This is a genomic window from Streptomyces sp. NPDC051563 (genome assembly GCF_044454225.1).
In the GTDB taxonomy this organism is placed as follows: domain Bacteria; phylum Actinomycetota; class Actinomycetes; order Streptomycetales; family Streptomycetaceae; genus Streptomyces.
In genome coordinates this window covers 83,450-99,575 of the sequence record NZ_JBITDL010000007.1, presented here as the reverse complement: position 1 = coordinate 99,575, position 16,126 = coordinate 83,450, and the positions used below count along the sequence as shown (strand labels likewise).

General features: G+C 71.5%; 17 protein-coding genes. 13 read left to right on the top strand and 4 right to left on the bottom strand.

The features are described from left to right. Window positions 1-30: 30 nt before the first annotated feature. Complete coding sequence (locus ACIA8F_RS10845; protein WP_399377955.1) at window positions 31-834, top strand: inositol monophosphatase family protein; 804 nt, start codon at window positions 31-33, stop codon at window positions 832-834. Between the two features lie 109 nt (window positions 835-943). On the opposite strand, the gene ACIA8F_RS10840 is transcribed toward ACIA8F_RS10845, so the two are convergent. Beyond that, a complete protein-coding gene (locus tag ACIA8F_RS10840) occupies window positions 944-1,117 on the bottom strand; it encodes a hypothetical protein (RefSeq protein WP_204357838.1) in 174 nt (57 codons plus the stop codon). 258 nt (window positions 1,118-1,375) lie between these two features. Between ACIA8F_RS10840 and ACIA8F_RS10835 the strand changes: the two genes are divergently transcribed. From ACIA8F_RS10835 to ACIA8F_RS10820, 4 genes are all read left to right on the top strand, one after another. After that, window positions 1,376-2,029, top strand: coding sequence for a response regulator transcription factor (locus ACIA8F_RS10835; protein WP_112451148.1), 654 nt, complete (start codon window positions 1,376-1,378; stop codon window positions 2,027-2,029). Window positions 2,030-2,034: 5 nt separating this feature from the next. Beyond that, a complete protein-coding gene (locus ACIA8F_RS10830; RefSeq protein ID WP_399377954.1) occupies window positions 2,035-3,279 on the top strand; it encodes a sensor histidine kinase in 1,245 nt (414 codons plus the stop codon). Between the two features lie 384 nt (window positions 3,280-3,663). Next, window positions 3,664-3,960, top strand: a complete 297-nt coding sequence (locus tag ACIA8F_RS10825; protein ID WP_112451146.1) for a DUF4193 domain-containing protein — start codon at window positions 3,664-3,666, stop codon at window positions 3,958-3,960. A gap of 12 nt (window positions 3,961-3,972) precedes the next feature. Further along, complete coding sequence (locus ACIA8F_RS10820) at window positions 3,973-4,920, top strand: hypothetical protein (protein ID WP_399377953.1); 948 nt, start codon at window positions 3,973-3,975, stop codon at window positions 4,918-4,920. Between the two features lie 42 nt (window positions 4,921-4,962). Here the strand turns inward: ACIA8F_RS10820 and ACIA8F_RS10815 are convergent, their stop codons facing one another. Then, window positions 4,963-5,424, bottom strand: a complete 462-nt coding sequence (locus ACIA8F_RS10815; RefSeq protein ID WP_399377952.1) for a DUF3093 domain-containing protein — start codon at window positions 5,422-5,424, stop codon at window positions 4,963-4,965. Window positions 5,425-5,482: 58 nt separating this feature from the next. On the opposite strand from ACIA8F_RS10815, the gene ACIA8F_RS10810 reads away from it, so the two are divergent. From ACIA8F_RS10810 to ACIA8F_RS10780, 7 genes are all read left to right on the top strand, one after another. After that, entirely contained in the window at window positions 5,483-6,067 is a 585-nt protein-coding gene (locus ACIA8F_RS10810; RefSeq protein ID WP_365919584.1) for a PaaI family thioesterase, read from the top strand. Further along, on the top strand, window positions 6,067-6,600 hold the full coding sequence (gene dut, locus ACIA8F_RS10805) for a dUTP diphosphatase (RefSeq protein ID WP_399377951.1): 534 nt from the start codon (window positions 6,067-6,069) through the stop codon (window positions 6,598-6,600). Before ACIA8F_RS10810 ends, dut begins: the two co-directional genes overlap by 1 nt. Window position 6,601: 1 nt before the next feature. Then, window positions 6,602-7,393: a DUF3710 domain-containing protein gene (locus ACIA8F_RS10800; RefSeq protein ID WP_399377949.1), complete on the top strand. Its 792-nt coding sequence runs from the start codon at window positions 6,602-6,604 to the stop codon at window positions 7,391-7,393. Window positions 7,394-7,709: 316 nt separating this feature from the next. Continuing rightward, window positions 7,710-10,358: a DUF4118 domain-containing protein gene (locus tag ACIA8F_RS10795; RefSeq protein ID WP_399377948.1), complete on the top strand. Its 2,649-nt coding sequence runs from the start codon at window positions 7,710-7,712 to the stop codon at window positions 10,356-10,358. Then, window positions 10,355-11,041 (top strand): response regulator, encoded by a 687-nt coding sequence (locus tag ACIA8F_RS10790; RefSeq protein WP_383938266.1) that lies wholly within the window; start codon window positions 10,355-10,357, stop codon window positions 11,039-11,041. Before ACIA8F_RS10795 ends, ACIA8F_RS10790 begins: the two co-directional genes overlap by 4 nt. Window positions 11,042-11,065: 24 nt before the next feature. Further along, on the top strand, window positions 11,066-11,494 hold the full coding sequence (locus tag ACIA8F_RS10785; protein WP_112451269.1) for an OB-fold nucleic acid binding domain-containing protein: 429 nt from the start codon (window positions 11,066-11,068) through the stop codon (window positions 11,492-11,494). Window positions 11,495-11,496: 2 nt separating this feature from the next. Then, window positions 11,497-12,255 carry a DUF3159 domain-containing protein gene (locus ACIA8F_RS10780; protein WP_399377947.1) on the top strand — a complete coding sequence of 253 codons (759 nt, stop codon included), beginning with the start codon at window positions 11,497-11,499 and terminating at the stop codon, window positions 12,253-12,255. Between the two features lie 193 nt (window positions 12,256-12,448). Here ACIA8F_RS10780 and ACIA8F_RS10775 read toward each other — a convergent pair whose 3' ends face one another. Together ACIA8F_RS10775 and ACIA8F_RS10770 are read right to left on the bottom strand one after the other, a co-directional pair. Then, a complete protein-coding gene (locus ACIA8F_RS10775) occupies window positions 12,449-13,111 on the bottom strand; it encodes a potassium channel family protein (protein WP_383938273.1) in 663 nt (220 codons plus the stop codon). Further along, window positions 13,108-13,776 carry a potassium channel family protein gene (locus ACIA8F_RS10770; protein ID WP_399377946.1) on the bottom strand — a complete coding sequence of 223 codons (669 nt, stop codon included), beginning with the start codon at window positions 13,774-13,776 and terminating at the stop codon, window positions 13,108-13,110. Before ACIA8F_RS10770 ends, ACIA8F_RS10775 begins: the two co-directional genes overlap by 4 nt. A 241-nt stretch (window positions 13,777-14,017) precedes the next feature. On the opposite strand from ACIA8F_RS10770, the gene ACIA8F_RS10765 reads away from it, so the two are divergent. Then, window positions 14,018-16,072 (top strand): APC family permease, encoded by a 2,055-nt coding sequence (locus tag ACIA8F_RS10765; protein ID WP_399377945.1) that lies wholly within the window; start codon window positions 14,018-14,020, stop codon window positions 16,070-16,072. Window positions 16,073-16,126: the final 54 nt, after the last annotated feature.

Genomic DNA, 16,126 nt, shown 5'->3' with positions numbered 1-16,126 from the left:
TCCGTACGAGTCGATGAACGGGAGCCGGGCGTGATCTCCGAAGAGCTGAAGACCGAACTGCTGGACGTGGCCCTGGAGGCGGCGGGCCGGGCGGGCGCGCTGCTGAGGGACGGGCGGCCCGCCGATCTGGCGGTCGCATCGACCAAGACGAGCCCGATCGACGTGGTGACCGAGATGGACATCGCGGCGGAGAAGCTGATCACCGGGATCCTCGGCGAGCGGCGGCCCGAGGACGGGCTGCTGGGCGAGGAGGGCTCGGACTCGGCCGGAACCAGCGGCGTGCGATGGGTCATCGACCCGCTGGACGGCACGGTGAACTACCTCTACGGGCTGCCCACCTGGGGCGTGTCCATCGCGGCCGAGTACCGCGGCGAGACGGTGGCCGGGGTCGTGGCCGCCCCGATGCGCGGGGAGACGTACCACGCGGTGCTGGGGCGCGGGGCCTGGCTGGGCGGGGTCCGCCTCACCTGCCGGCCGGCCGCTCCGCTGGACCAGGCGCTGATCGGCACCGGATTCGCGTACGTCCAGACCCGGCGGGCCCACCAGGCCGGGGTCGCGCAGCGGATCATCCCGCTGGTCCGGGACGTCCGGCGGGGAGGTTCGGCGGCGATCGACCTGTGCGACGTGGCAGCCGGACGGCTGGACGGGTACTGGGAGCGCGGGCTGAACCCCTGGGACCTGGCGGCGGGCGAGCTGATCGCGCGGGAGGCCGGCGCGGTGACGGGCGGCCGTCCCGGCGAGCCCGCCTCGGGCGGTCTCGCGCTGGCCGCGACCCCCGCGGTGTTCGCCTCGCTGCAGCCGCTGCTGGAGGAAGCCGGGGCCTGGCACGACTGAGGGCTCCGTCAGCCCCTGGGCATGAAGGAACCCCGGCGGCCGGGTGGCGGCCTCCGGGGTCCGGGGGTGGTGGGTGCCGGCGGCTGGAGCCGGCGGGCGGAGACCTGGGTCAGCAGGCGGAGACGGTGACCGGAACGCCGTGATCGGCTGCGATGCGCTGGAGGTCTTCCAGCTCCGCCTGTTCCACTTCCACGAGGAAGTCGTCGCCCGTCTCGCGAGCCTGCCTGAGGTCCGACTGCGTGCTCCTGATGCGCTGCAGGAGACCCGCGGTGAATGCGTCCATGGTGGGTTCGCCCCCTCTTCGTGGGTCGGCGGCGGCACGTGGCAGTGCGCCGTCAGGGAGGTGTTCGGGGTGTGAAGTCGTCCTCCCCGCCCGGTCGGACCCAGAAACCTCGTAAGGCCAGGGAATCCTCACTTCCGTCCCTCGCGTCACCCCGCGGGCGCCCGCGAGCGGCGTCTTACAGCCGGTTTACCGGCGAAAGGGGCAGGATGGAGGCCACATGACACCCCTGCCCTGACGGGCTCTGAGGAAGGAAACGACGTGCGCGTACTCGTCGTCGAGGACGAGCAGCTGCTCGCCGATGCGGTGGCCACCGGACTGCGCCGGGAGGCCATGGCCGTGGACGTCGTGTACGACGGTGCCGCGGCCCTGGAGCGCGTCGGAGTGAACGACTACGACGTGGTCGTGCTCGACCGGGACCTCCCGCTCGTGCACGGCGACGACGTGTGCCGGAAGATCGTCGAGCTCGGCATGCCCACCCGCGTGCTCATGCTCACGGCCTCCGGCGACGTGAGCGACCGGGTCGAGGGCCTGGAGATCGGGGCGGACGACTACCTGCCCAAGCCCTTCGCGTTCACCGAGCTGACCGCCCGGGTACGGGCGCTGGGCCGGCGCACCACGGTCGCGCTGCCCCCCGTGCTGGAGCGCGCGGGGATCAAGCTGGACCCGAACCGGCGCGAGGTGTTCCGCGAGGGCAAGGAGGTGCAGCTGGCGCCGAAGGAGTTCGCGGTGCTGGAGGTCCTCATGCGCAGCGAGGGCACGGTCGTGTCCGCCGAGCAGCTCCTGGAGAAGGCGTGGGACGAGAACACGGACCCCTTCACCAACGTGGTGCGCGTGACGGTGATGACGCTGCGCCGCAAGCTGGGGGAGCCGCCGGTCATCGTGACCGTCCCCGGTTCCGGCTACCGGATCTGACGCGGGTGGCAGCGACCCCGGCGCCACCCTCGGCGCCACCGAAACCGACCTGGGACCCCGGCCAGCCCGAGGGTCCTTTCCCTTGGCTGCGGCCGACCATCCGCATACGTCTCACGCTGCTGTACGGCGGGATGTTCCTGATCGCCGGCATCCTGCTGCTGTCGATCATCTACCTGCTGGCGGCCCAGGCACTGCGCCAGGGCAACGCGCTGCCGTTCACGATCGTGGGCGGCGGACCGATCCAGGTCACGAGCAGCTGCCCCGGCGTGAGCGGGACCGGCCAGATGCCCGACCAGTTCAACGCCGCGATCAACTCGTGCATCCTCGAACAGCGCCGGCACGCGCTGGACGACCTGCTGAGCCGTTCGCTGATGGCGCTGATGGGGCTGAGCATCATCGCCTTCGCCTTCGGCTACGCGATGGCCGGACGGGTGCTCTCGCCGCTGGGCAAGATCACCCGGACCGCCCGCCGGGTGGTCGGCTCCGACCTGACCCGGCGGATCGAGCTGGACGGTCCGGACGACGAGCTCAAGGAGCTCGCCGACACCTTCGACGAGATGCTCGACCGGCTGGAGCGGGCCTTCACGGCCCAGCAGCGGTTCGTGGCGAACGCCTCGCACGAGCTGCGGACCCCACTGGCCATCAACCGGACGCTGCTGGAGGTGCACCTCTCCGATCCCGGGGCGCCGGTGGAGCTCCAGCAGCTCGGCAAGACCCTGCTCGCCACCAACGAGCGCAGCGAGCAGCTGGTCGAGGGCCTGCTGCTGCTGGCCCGCAGCGACAACCAGATCATCGAGCGCAAGCCCGTGGACCTGGCCGAGGTGGCCTCGCGCGCCCTCGACCAGGCGCGCGGGGAGGCGCAGGCCAAGGGCGTGGAGATCCGCGGCGAGCGCGCGCTGGCCGTCGTCCAGGGCAACGGCGTGCTGCTGGAGCGGATCGCGCTCAACCTGGTGCAGAACGCCGTCCGCTACAACGTGCCCGAGGACGGCTGGGTGGAGGTCACCACCGAGGCCGTGCACGGGCAGGCGGTCCTGCTGGTATCGAACACGGGTCCCGTGGTTCCCGCGTACGAGGTGGACAACCTCTTCGAGCCCTTCAGACGGCTGCGTACGGAGCGCACGGGCAGCGACAAGGGTGTCGGGCTGGGCCTCTCTATCGCGCGCTCCGTGGCACGCGCACACGGCGGGCGGATCCAGGCGGTCCCCCGCGAGGGCGGTGGCCTCGTGATGCGCGTCACTCTGCCCTTGTGAGCCGAGGCACCCCGTGTTCGCTGTTGGCTGAATGCTTGGGTAGTGAAGACAGTGACTTCTGTGCGATCGATCACAGTGTCGAGTGTCCGTCCCTATGCGCTCAGTGACCTTGGGGCGGCCGGAAAGCCCGGGAAGTCCGGGTTTCCGGCCCCCCTAGCGGCGGGAAATACATGGGGTGGCGTTTGTGCAAGACGGGCCCCGGACCGTGTACGGTCCCGGTCGTCATCCCAGCCAATCGCTCTTCTGAATGTGCGGCTGGGTGTCGATTGAGTAACAGACCTTGATGTGAGGCAAAATCTCCGCCTCAGGTCGGGCACAAGTCCGGCCTCTCGCGCGTTACGTGCGCTGAGACACCCGCTAAATCCCAGAGGGGGAGAGCGAACTATGGCAACGGACTACGACACCCCGCGCAAGACCGACGACGACGTAGACAACGACAGCATCGAAGAGCTGAAGGCCCGGCGCAACGAGAAGTCGTCCTCGAACGTCGACCTGGACGAAATCGACAACGCGGAGGGCCTCGACCTGCCCGGCGCAGACCTCTCCAACGAGGAACTGGCCGTACGGGTCCTGCCGAAGCAGGCCGACGAGTTCACCTGCACGAGCTGCTTCCTGGTGCACCACCGCAGCCAGCTCGCGCGCGAGAAGAACGGTCAGCCGATCTGCCGCGAATGCGACTGAGAGGCATCGGCCGTGACTGGCTCGACACCATTTCGGAAGCGCCGCTTCCGAAAAGCTGGTGATCCGGCGGAGACGCGCGAGGGAACCGAAGGCCTGGTAACGGGCCCTGGAGCCCCCGGCGTACCCGCCGTGCTCCCCGACACCGCCGAGGCGGTGCCGTCGGCCTCCGAGGCCGGCGAGGGGCCCCGGAAGCACTCCGGGGTCCGTCGGCTGCAAGCCGTCAAGAACGGTGTGCGCAAGGGCGGCGAAAGTGCCAGGGCCGCCGCCCTTTACCTCACCGACCGAGTCATCGAGAACGCCCCGCGCGTTCCGGTTCGGGACCTCGCGACCCTGCGCGCGCAGTTCCCGGGCCTCGGGCCCGATCAGCTGGCCGACAAACTGATCTCGGGCGCCGCCAACGCCACCTCCACGGTCGGAGCCGGGATCGGCGCCGCCGCCATGCTGCCGGTGCCCCCGGCCATGCCGGCCGAGCTGGCCGCCGAGATCACCGGGGTCGCCGCGATCGAGCTGAAGCTCATCGCCGAACTCCACGAGGTGTACGGCCAGCGGCCGCCCGGCAACCTCAAGGACCGCAGCGTCGCCTACCTCACGTCGTGGACGGAGGAGCGCGGGGTCGACCTGACCAAGCCGACCACGCTGAACGCGGCGCTCGGCGGCCAGATGAAGCGCGAACTGCGCCAGCAGATCATGAAGCGGATGTTCCGCAACCTGCCGAACCTGATGCCGTTCATGGTCGGCGCCGCGGTCGGAGCGGTCATGAACCGCCGCGACACCCGCAAACTCGCCGAGAAGGTGCGTACGGACCTGCGGGCCCGCGCCGTGCCCTGGAACGCGCTGCCGCAGCTCCCGCCCCTTGAACGGCCCGCCGAACCCCTTCCCGGGCCGGCCAGGGCCGCGGTCGAGGGCTGGATGTTCGACCCGCGGGCCATCGACCCCGGCGCCGTCGACCCGCGGGACTGAGCCCGGCGCCGCCACCGGTCCGCGGGACCGGGCCCGGCCGGGTCAGTCCCGGCCCTGCGCCGCACGGATGGCCGCCACCAGGGCCTGCGGCTCGCGGGTGGAGACGTAGACGTACGGGGTCGGGTCGGCCGGGTCGGTGACCTCGACACGCACCGCCGTCGGCACGTAGCTGCGCATCAGCATGAAGGCGCGGGTGTCTGCCTTGTACGTGCGCCAGGCGCGCGCCTCCTCGGCGTCCAGCGCCTCCGGGTCACCGAGGGCCGACACCGGGATCCGCGCCTCCCCGGCGGCCAGCGCGCCGCCCACCACGCGGACCCGCTGGGAACCGTACGAACTCACCATCAGCCCCGTCAGCGCGGTGCCCCCGACCAGCCCGGCCAGCAGCGGCAGCGTGCCCAGCGGGAGCAGCATCAGCGCGCAGGCCAGACCGGTGAGGGCGGTGATGGCCCACCAGGAACGGGGGGCTGTCAGACGTTCGTCGTGGTGCGCGGGGGAGAGCTGCATGCGGCCAAGCCTGCCACGAGGCGACCGGCGGGTAGCCGCGCGGGTAAGGTCTGCGGCTGTGAGTGGACGAAACACAGCGTTGACGCCCCCCGCCGACGCCACGGCGCCGGTGCGGCACCCCGATGCCCCGGCCCCCGGCGAACTCCTCGGCGCGCACTACGAGCACTGCTTCGGCTGCGGCGACGGCCAGCCGCACGGACTGCACCTGGCGGCCCGCGCGGGCGAGGGCGTGCGCGTCACCGCCGAGTTCACGGTCAAGGCCGCCCACCAGGGTGCGCCCGGCCTCGCGCACGGCGGCGTCCTCGCCACGGCGCTCGACGAGACCCTCGGCTCCCTGAACTGGCTGCTGCGCGTCATCGCGGTGACCGGCCGGCTGGAGACGGACTTCGTCCGGCCGGTACCGGTGGACACCGTGCTGTACCTGGAGGCCGAGGTCACCGCCGTCGCCGGCCGGAAGATCTACTCCAGCGCGGTCGGCCGAATAGGCGGACCGCAGGGCCCGGTCGCGCTGCGCGCCGACGCCCTCTTCATCGAGGTGAAGGTCGACCACTTCATCGACAACGGACGGCCCGAGGAGATCCGGGCGGCGATGGCCGACCCGGACCAGGTCAGGCGCGCACGCGCCTTCGAGGTGAACCCCTGATGTCTGAGAACAACACCGGCGTGGACGTGGCCATCCGGCGCGTGGACCCGGAGGTGCCGATTCCGGCCTACGGGCACCCCGGCGACGCCGGCTGCGATCTGGTCACCACCGTGGCCGCGGAGCTGGAGCCGGGGGAGCGGGCGGTCCTGCCCACCGGGATCTCCATCGCGCTCCCCGAGGGGTACGCCGCCTTCGTGCACCCGCGCTCGGGCCTGGCCGCCCGCTGCGGGCTCGCACTCGTGAATGCCCCCGGGACGGTGGATGCCGGGTACCGTGGGGAGATCAAGGTGATCGTGGTCAACCTCGACCCGCGCGAGAGCGTCAAATTCGAGCGTTTCGACCGCATTGCCCAGCTGGTTGTCCAGCGAGTCGAGCAGGTGCGCTTCCACGAGGTGGCGCAGCTTCCCGACTCGGCGCGGGCCGAGGGGGGTTTCGGCTCCACCGGTGGTCATGCGGCCGTGGCCGGATCCGGCGCTGGTCAGCAGGGTGGGAATGGCTACGCTTCGGTCGTATCCGACCGGGAAGGACAGTGACGTGTTCGGACGTCGCAAGAAGAACGACTCCGTCAAGGACGGCGGCGCGGCCGAGCAGGTCGTCGACGGCGTCGGTGCCGATGAGCAGGACGGCACGGAGGAGACCGACGCGGCCTCGCCGCGCAGGGTGAACCTGCCGCCGGCCCCGCGTCCCGACGGCCCGTGGGACCTCTCGGAGGTCCCCGGCAACCCCGAGGAGGGCCGGGTCGACCTCGGCGGCATCCTCGTACCGGGTGTCGAGGGCATGGAGCTGCGCGTCGAGGTCGCCGGAGACGCGATCGTCGCCGCGACCGTGGTGCTCGGCGACAGTGCCGTGCAGCTGCAGGCTTTCGCCGCGCCCCGCAAGGAAGGCATCTGGGGCGAGGTCCGCGAGGAGATCGCCGAGGGCATCACCAAGCAGGGCGGCATCATCGACGAGGTCGAGGGTCCGCTGGGCTGGGAGCTGCGCGCGCAGGTACCCGTACCGCTCCCGGACGGACAGACCGGCGCCCAGCTGGTCCGCTTCGTCGGGGTGGACGGCCCGCGCTGGTTCCTGCGCGGTGTCATCTCCGGCCAGGGCGCGGTGCGTCCCGAGTCGGCCGGCGTGCTGGAGCGGATCTTCCTGGACACCGTCGTGGTCCGTGGCGAGGGCCCGATGGCCCCGCGCGACCCGATCGTCCTGAAGCTGCCGAACGACGCGCAGATGGTGCCGGACGGCGTGCAGACCGAGGAGGCCGGGGACCAGGAAGGCTCCCGCTTCGGCGGTGGCATGGGCCAGCTGGAGCGCGGCCCGGAGATCACCGAGGTCCGCTGAGGTCCGCCGACCGCGGCACGATCCCGTACGGCCGTGGGGGGGGGGGGGGGGGGGGGGGGGGGGGGCCGCGCGGGGGGGGGGGGGGGGGGGGGGGGGGGGGGGCCGGGGGGGGTGGGGGGGGGGGGGGGCCCCCCCCCCCGGCGCGCCGCCCCCCCCCCCCCCCCCCCCCCCCCCCCCGCGCCGCCCGCCCCCCCCCCCCCCCCCCCCCCCCCCCCCACGGCCGTGTCCGGGCCGGGGGTGTCAGGGAAGCGTCAGAGATCCGCCCACAGCGGCCCATCGGCGCGAGAACGGGGCGGGCGTCCCGGAGAATGGCCCCATGGGACGCGGCAAGCTCAGGATCTATCTCGGCTCGGCCCCCGGTGTGGGCAAGACGTACGCCATGCTCTCGGAGGGCCACCGCCGGGTCGAGCGCGGTACCGACTGCGTCGTGGGCTTCGTCGAGCACCACGGGCGGCCGCGCACCGAGGTCATGCTGCACGGCCTGGAGCAGGTGGAGCGCAAGGAGCTCGTGTACCGGGGCGCAGCCTTCACCGAGATGGACGTGGACTCCCTGCTGGCCCGCAAGCCCGCCATAGCCCTGGTGGACGAACTGGCCCACACCAACGTGCCGGGCTCGCGCAACGCCAAGCGCTGGCAGGACGTCGAGGAGCTGCTGCGCGCCGGGATCGACGTGATCTCCACCGTCAACATCCAGCACCTGGAATCCCTGGGCGACGTGGTCGAGTCGATCACCGGGGTGCGGCAGCGCGAGACCGTCCCCGACGAGGTCGTGCGCCGCGCCGACCAGATCGAGCTCGTCGACATGTCCCCGCAGGCCCTGCGCCGCCGCATGGCCCACGGCAACATCTACAAGTCCGACAAGGTCGACGCGGCCCTGTCCAACTACTTCCGCCCCGGGAACCTGACCGCGCTGCGCGAGCTCGCGCTGCTGTGGGTCGCCGACCGGGCCGACGAGTACCTCCAGCAGTACCGGGGCGAGCACAACATCCGCTCCACCTGGCAGGCGCGCGAGCGGATCGTCGTGGGCCTCACCGGCGGGCCCGAGGGGCGCACCCTGATCCGGCGCGCCTCCAGGGTCGCGGCCAAGGGCTCCGGCAGCGAGATCCTGGCCGTCTACATCGCCCGCAGCGACGGGCTGACCGCGGCCTCGCCCAAGGAGCTCGCGGTCCAGCGGACCCTGGTCGAGGACCTCGGCGGAACGTTTCACCATGTGATCGGCGACAACGTCCCCGAGGCGCTGCTCGAATTCGCCCGCGGGGTCAACGCCACCCAGATCGTGCTCGGCTCCAGCCGCCACCGCTCCTGGCGGTACGTCTTCGGCCCCGGGGTCGGCGCCACCGTCGCCCGCGACTCGGGGCCCGACCTCGACGTGCACATCGTCACGCACGAGGAGGTCGCCAAGGGCCGCGGACTGCGGCCCGTGGCCCGCTCGGCGGCCCGGCTCGGCCGGACCCGGCTGCTGGCCGGCTGGGCGGTCGGGGTGGCCCTGCCGCTGGCGCTGGCGACCCTGCTGACGCACATCGACAACGACCCCGGCCTCGCCAACGAGATGCTGCTGTTCCTGGCCCTGACCGTGGGCGCGGCCCTGCTCGGCGGGCTCTGGCCGGCGCTGGCCTCCGCCGCCGTCGGCTCCCTGCTGCTGAACTACTACTTCGCCCCGCCCCTGCACCGCTTCACCATCTCGGACCCCAAGAACATCGTCGCCATCGCGGTCTTCTTCGGCGTCGCGGGCTCCGTGGCCTCCGTGGTCGACGCCGCCGCCCGCCGCACCCACCAGGCCGCCCGGCTGCGCGCCGAGTCCGAGATCCTCTCCTTCCTCGCCGGCAGCGTGCTGCGCGGCGAGACCACCCTGGACGCCCTGCTGGAACGGGTGCGCGAGACCTTCGCCATGGAATCGGTGGCCCTGCTGGAGCGGGAGAGCGACGTCGAGCCCTGGCGGCCGGCCGGCAGCGTCGGACCCAACCCGGTCGCCCGCCCCGAGGACGCCGATGTCGACATGCCGATCGGCGACCACATGGCGCTGGCCCTGTCCGGACGGGTGCTGCCCGCCGAGGACCGCCGCGTGCTCGGCGCCTTCGCCGCCCAGGCCGCCGTCGTGCTCGACCGGCAGCGGCTGGTCGGAGAGGCGGAGGAGGCCCGCCGGATGGCGGAGGGCAACCGGATCCGGACCGCGCTGCTGGCCGCCGTCAGCCATGACCTGCGTACGCCCCTGGCCTCCATCAAGGCCTCCGTGAGCTCCCTGCGCTCCGACGACGTGCAATGGTCCGAGGAGGACCGGGCCGAGCTGCTGGAGGGCATCGAGGACGGCGCCGACCGGCTCGACCACCTCGTGGGCAACCTGCTCGACATGTCGCGGCTCCAGACCGGCACCGTCACCCCGCTGATCCGGGAGATCGACCTCGACGAGGTGGTCCCGATGGCGCTGGGCGGCGTACCCGAGGGCAGCGTGCTGCTGGACGTCCCGGAGACCCTGCCGATGGTGGCCGTGGACCCCGGGCTGCTGGAGCGGACCGTGGCCAACGTGGTGGAGAACGCGGTGAAGTACAGCCCGCCGGAGGAACAGGTCCTGGTGGCAGCCAGCTTCCTCGGCGACCGGGTCGAGGTACGGGTCGTGGACCGCGGGCCGGGCGTGCCCGACGAGGCCAAGGACCGGATCTTCGCCCCCTTCCAGCGGCACGGCGACGCGCCGCGCGGCGCCGGGGTCGGGCTCGGGCTGGCGGTCGCGCGCGGCTTCGCCGAGGCCATGGACGGCACGCTGGAGGCCGAGGACACGCCCGGCGGCGGGCTCACGATGGTGCTCACGCTGCGCGCGGTGACCGGCGGGCGGCCGCAGCTCCCCGTCAGCGTCGACGGCGAGGGACGCAGCGCGCCCGGCGGGGCCGCGGGCCCGGAGCCGGGAGATGCCGGGGGACACCCGGCGGATTCCGATCTCGATTCGATACGACAGAAGGCAGGACCCCGATGACCCGGGTGCTCGTGGTGGACGACGAACCCCAGATCGTCCGGGCCCTCGTGATCAACCTGAAGGCACGCAAGTACGAGGTCGACGCGGCCGCCGACGGGGCGAGCGCCCTGGAACTGGCGGCCGCCCGCCACCCCGACGTGGTCGTCCTCGACCTCGGCCTGCCCGACATGGACGGAGTCGAGGTGATCAAGGGGCTGCGCGGCTGGACCCGGGTCCCGATCCTGGTCCTCTCCGCCCGGCACAGCTCCGACGAGAAGGTCGAGGCCCTGGACGCGGGCGCCGACGACTACGTCACCAAGCCCTTCGGCATGGACGAGCTGCTCGCCAGGCTGCGCGCCGCCGTCCGGCGGGCCGAACCGGGCGCCGGGGCCGGCGAGGACGAGGTGGTCGTCGAGACCGACACCTTCACGGTGGACCTCGCGGCGAAGAAGGCGGTGCGCGCCGGACGCGACGTACGCCTCACGCCCACCGAGTGGCACCTGCTGGAGGTGCTGGTCCGCAACGGCGGGAAACTGGTCAGCCAGAAGCAGCTCCTCCAGGAGGTCTGGGGGCCCTCGTACGGCACCGAGACCAACTACCTGCGGGTCTACATGGCCCAGCTGCGGCGCAAGCTGGAGGCCGACCCCTCGCATCCGCGGCACTTCATCACCGAACCGGGCATGGGATACCGCTTCGAGAGGTAGTGGGGGCGCCGGTACGCTTCCTGTATGAGTGCTGAACCGCGTCCCGAGAAGCCCGCGAAGCCGGCGAAGCCCGCCAGGCCGGCGGGCCGGTTCCGCCGGATGATAGAGCGGCTGTCCACCTCGCAGGAGGAGCTGCATTCGGCTGAGCTGCAGGAGGACGCAGAAGCCGCGGGGTGCACGCGGATCTGCGACTGCCACGACCGTCAGATAGTGAAGGTGACCGGGACCCTGAGGACCGTCACCCTGCGGCCGCGCGCGGGCGTCCCCGCCCTGGAGGCCGAGCTGTTCGACGGCTCGGCCGCGCTGGACGTCGTCTGGCTCGGACGTCGCTCGATCGTGGGAATCGAACCCGGCCGTCGCATGATCGCCTCCGGGCGGATCTCGATGAGCCACGGCCGTCGGGTGCTCTTCAACCCGAAGTACGAACTCCGACCGCTCGGACAGGAGCACTGACGGTGACGTCACTCGACAAACCGACCACCCCGGACGCGCCGGACGCGCGACCCGTGGATCCCGCCGCGGAACCCTCGGCGGACCAGAAGGCCGTCACGCAGGCCGCCCTCTTCGACGCCTTCGGCGGCATCCGGGGCACCGTGGAGACGATGCTCCCCGGCCTGCTCTTCGTCATGATCTACACGATCAACAAGGACGTGAAGCTGTCCGCCATCGCGGCGGGTGCGGTCGCGGTCCTGCTCGTGATCGTGCGGCTGCTGCGCAAGGACACCGTCAAGCACGCCTTCAGCGGGGTCTTCGGCGTGGGCGTGGGCGTGGCCTTCGCCCTGTTCACGGGCAGCGCGAAGGGCTTCTACCTGCCCGGCATGATCTACGGCGCCGGTCTCGGCGTCGCCTTCACGCTCTCCGCGCTGGTGGGCTTCCCGCTGCTGGGGGTGATCCTGGGGCCGGTCTTCAAGGAGAACCTCTCCTGGCGCACGCGCAACCCGGGGCGCAAGAAGGCGTACGTCAAGGCCAGCCTGGCCTGGGGCCTGATCTTCCTCGCGAAGTACGCGATCCTCTTCCCGCTGTACTGGTGGGGCGACGCGACGCAGCTCGGCTGGGTGCTGATCGCGCTCAAGCTGCCGCCGATGGTGCTCGCGGTGTACTTCACCTGGCTCTTCCTGGCGCAGGCGCCGCCGCCGATCAACGTGATCGAGGAGTGGGAGGCCGAGGAGGCCGCGGAGAAGGCGGCGAAGGCGGCGAAGGCCGCGGGGAGCTGAATCAGCCCCGCCGGCGTGTGAGGCGGGGGTCCGGGCGCAGCCCGGGGAACGGTGGAGGGGACGGCCCCGCAGGGGCACCGCCGCCGCGGACCGGCCCGGCCGCGCACGCAGGCTCGTACGCCCTGGGATGCACGAAGGGGCGGCTGACCGTGACGGTCGGCCGCCCCTTCGGCGGTTCGGCGGGACCCGCAGGTCAGTCCGCGGCCTGGAGGAGGTCCTCCAGCTGCTCCTCGCGGGCCTGGGCGGCCACGAAGAGGAGCTCGTCGCCCGGCTCCAGGGTCTCCTCGCCGTGCGGCGTGAGCACCCGGTTGCCGCGGATGATCGTGACCAGCGAGGTGTCCTCGGGCCAGGTGATCTCGCTGATCTGCTTGCCTGCGACCTGGGAGTCGGCGGGCAGGGTCAGCTCGACGAGGTTGGCGTCGCCGTGGCTGAAGCGCAGCAGCCGGACCAGGTCGCCGACGCTGACGGCTTCCTCGACCAGTGCCGACATCAGGCGCGGCGTGGACACGGCCACGTCCACGCCCCAGGACTCGTTGAAGAGCCACTCGTTCTTCGGGTTGTTCACCCGCGCCACGACCCGGGGCACCCCGTACTCGGTCTTGGCGAGGAGGGAGACGACCAGGTTCACCTTGTCGTCGCCGGTCGCGGCGATGACCACGTTGCAGCGCTGGAGCGCGGCCTCGTCGAGCGAGGTGATCTCGCAGGCGTCGGCCAGCAGCCACTCGGCCTGCGGGACCCGCTCCACCGAGATGGCGGTCGGGGCCTTGTCCACGAGGAGCACCTCGTGGCCGTTCTCCAGCAGCTCGGCCGCGATGGAACGCCCCACCGCGCCGGCTCCGGCGATCGCGACCCTCATGCGTGTGCCTCCTCAGGCCCCTCGGCGAAGGAAGCCTCCACCTTGTCGATCTCGTCCGTGCGCATCATCACGTGGACGAGGTCGCCCTCCTGGAGGACGGTCGCCGACGTCGGCAGCATGGCCTCGCCCAGCCGGGTGAGGAAGGCCACGCGGACGCCGGTCTCCTCCTGGAGCCGGCTGACCTTCTGGCCGATCCAGGCGGGGGAGGTGTGCACCTCCGCGAGCTGGACACCGCCGCTCGGGTCGCGCCACAGCGGCTCGGCGCCCGAAGGCAGCAGCCGGCGGAGCATCTGGTCGGCCGTCCAGCGCACGGTCGCGACGGTGGGGATGCCCAGACGCTGGTAGACCTCGGCGCGCTTGGGGTCGTAGATGCGGGCGGCGACGTTCTCGACGCCGAACATCTCACGGGCCACCCGGGCGGCGATGATGTTGGAATTGTCACCACTGCTCACCGCGGCGAAGGCGCCCGCCTCCTCGATGCCGGCCTCACGCAGCGTGTCCTGGTCGAACCCGACCCCGGTGACGCGACGGCCGCCGAATCCGGCGCCCAGCCGGCGGAATGCGGTGGGGTCCTGGTCGATGACCGCGACCGTATGCCCCTGCTGTTCCAGGGTCTGCGCGAGGGCGGAGCCCACTCTTCCGCAGCCCATAATGACGATGTGCACGGCCGTCCTTCCGGCTGTCAGCGGCTCGCTGGGTTCCAGCCTCATTGCTGCTCTGGCTTAACAGGGTCTCAGACCATGGCCCAAGCTACACACGGGCGGTCACCAGTGTGACCATTTGGACCGCAGGCGGGGCTCGTATGCCCTGGATGCGGGGCTCCTTTGCCCTGGATGCGGTGGGACTTCCCGCCGTATAGGGGTGGGGGGTTCGTCAGGCTGATTTCGAACGCTTACGATCCTCTGCGTGTCCAAACTGACCGACGTGCCCAAACGGATCCTGATCGGCCGGGCGCTACGCAGCGACCGCCTCGGGGAAACCCTCCTTCCCAAGCGGATCGCCCTCCCCGTGTTCGCGTCCGACCCGCTCTCCTCGGTGGCATATGCCCCTGGCGAGGTTCTGCTGGTCCTGTCGATCGCGGGCGTGTCGGCGTACCACTTCAGCCCCTGGATCGCCGTCGCGGTCGTCGTGCTGATGTTCACGGTGGTCGCTTCCTACCGGCAGAACGTCCACGCCTACCCCAGCGGTGGCGGCGACTACGAGGTCGCGAACACCAACCTCGGACCCCGGGCCGGCCTCACCGTCGCGAGCGCCCTGCTCGTCGACTACGTCCTCACGGTCGCCGTGTCGATCTCCTCCGGGGTCGAGAATCTCGGCTCCGCCGTCGATTTCGTCATCGAGCACAAAGTGCTCTCCGCGATGATCATGATTCTGCTGCTGACGCTGATGAATCTGCGCGGCATGAAGGAATCCGGGAAGCTCTTCGCCATCCCGACCTATGTTTTCGTGGGCGCCGTTTTCGTCATGATCGCGTGGGGCGCCTGGCGCGGCATCGTCATGGGCGACACCATGGAGGCCCCCACGGCCGCCCTGGAGATCAAACCCGAACACCAGGGTCTGGCCGGATTCGCCCTGGTCTTCCTGCTGCTGCGGGCCTTCTCCTCCGGCTGCGCCGCCCTCACCGGCGTCGAGGCCATCAGCAACGGCGTGCCCGCCTTCCGCAAGCCCAAGAGCAAGAACGCGGCCACCACCCTCGCCCTCATGGGCCTGCTGGCCGTCACCATGTTCTGCGGGATCATCGGCCTCGCCATGGCGACCGACGTCAAGATGGCCGAGAACCCCGCCGCGGACCTGCTGGCGAACGGCACCCCGGTCGGCCCCGGCTTCGTCCAGCACCCGGTCATCTCCCAGGTCGCCGAGGCCGTCTTCGGCAACGGCAGCTTCCTCTTCATCGTGCTCGCCGCGGCCACCGCGCTGGTCCTCTTCCTCGCCGCGAACACCGCGTACAACGGCTTCCCGCTGCTCGGCTCGATCCTCGCCCAGGACCGCTACCTGCCGCGCCAGCTGCACACCCGCGGCGACCGGCTCGCCTTCTCCAACGGCATCGTGCTCCTCGCGGGCGCCGCGATGCTGCTGGTGTGGATCTACGACGCCGACTCTACGAAGCTGATCCAGCTCTACATCGTCGGCGTCTTCGTCTCCTTCACACTGAGCCAGATCGGCATGGTCCGGCACTGGAACCGCCACCTGCGCGCCGAGCGCGATCCCGCGGCCCGCCGCCGGATGCACCGCTCCCGCGCGATCAACACCTTCGGCGCCTTCTTCACCGGCATGGTGCTGGTGGTCGTCCTGGCCACCAAGTTCACCCACGGCGCCTGGGTCGCCCTGCTCGGCATGGTCATCTTCTACGGAACGATGACCGCGATCCGCAAGCACTACGACCGGGTCGCCAGCGAGATCGCCGCCGCCGAGGGCCCCAGCGACGACAGCGTGCGCCCCTCCCGGGTCCACTCCATCGTCCTGGTCTCCAAGGTCCACAAGCCCACCCTGCGCGCCCTGGCCTTCGCCAAGCTGACCCGCTCGGACCGGCTGGAGGCGCTCAGCATCAGCGTCGACCCGGTCGAGACCAAGGCCCTGCGCGAGGAGTGGGAGCGGCGCGGCATCAACGTCCCGCTCAAGATCCTCGACTCCCCGTACCGCGAGATCACCCGCCCGGTCGTCGAGTACGTCAAGGGCCTGCGCAGCGAGAACCCGCGCGACGCCGTCAGCGTGTACATCCCCGAGTACGTGGTCGGACGCTGGTACGAACACCTGCTGCACAACCAGAGCGCGCTGCGCCTCAAGGGCCGGCTGCTCTTCACCCCCGGGGTGATGGTCACCTCGGTGCCCTACCAGCTGGAATCCTCCGAGCTTGCGAAGAAGCGCGCCAAGAAGCGCGCGGAGTGGAACGCCCCGGGCGCGGTGCGCCGCGGGCCGGTCGACACCCCGCGACCGCGTCCGAAGGACCCGGCGGGGAAGTAGCCCCGCAGCCCGTCCACCGGGTGGCGAACGGCCGGACGAGATCCACGTAAACTG

What these genes read in the sequence shown, in the direction of transcription:
- ACIA8F_RS10840 (WP_204357838.1), bottom strand. Translation starts at nt 1,117, where the DNA reads ATGGACGCATTCACCGCGGGTCTCCTGCAGCGCATCAGGAGCACGCAG.
- ACIA8F_RS10825 (WP_112451146.1), top strand. Translation starts at nt 3,664, where the DNA reads ATGGCAACGGACTACGACACCCCGCGCAAGACCGACGACGACGTAGAC.
- ACIA8F_RS10815 (WP_399377952.1), bottom strand. Translation starts at nt 5,424, where the DNA reads ATGCAGCTCTCCCCCGCGCACCACGACGAACGTCTGACAGCCCCCCGT.
- dut (WP_399377951.1), top strand. Translation starts at nt 6,067, where the DNA reads ATGTCTGAGAACAACACCGGCGTGGACGTGGCCATCCGGCGCGTGGAC.
- ACIA8F_RS10795 (WP_399377948.1), top strand. Translation starts at nt 7,710, where the DNA reads ATGGGACGCGGCAAGCTCAGGATCTATCTCGGCTCGGCCCCCGGTGTG.
- ACIA8F_RS10790 (WP_383938266.1), top strand. Translation starts at nt 10,355, where the DNA reads ATGACCCGGGTGCTCGTGGTGGACGACGAACCCCAGATCGTCCGGGCC.
- ACIA8F_RS10785 (WP_112451269.1), top strand. Translation starts at nt 11,066, where the DNA reads ATGAGTGCTGAACCGCGTCCCGAGAAGCCCGCGAAGCCGGCGAAGCCC.
- ACIA8F_RS10775 (WP_383938273.1), bottom strand. Translation starts at nt 13,111, where the DNA reads ATGAGGGTCGCGATCGCCGGAGCCGGCGCGGTGGGGCGTTCCATCGCG.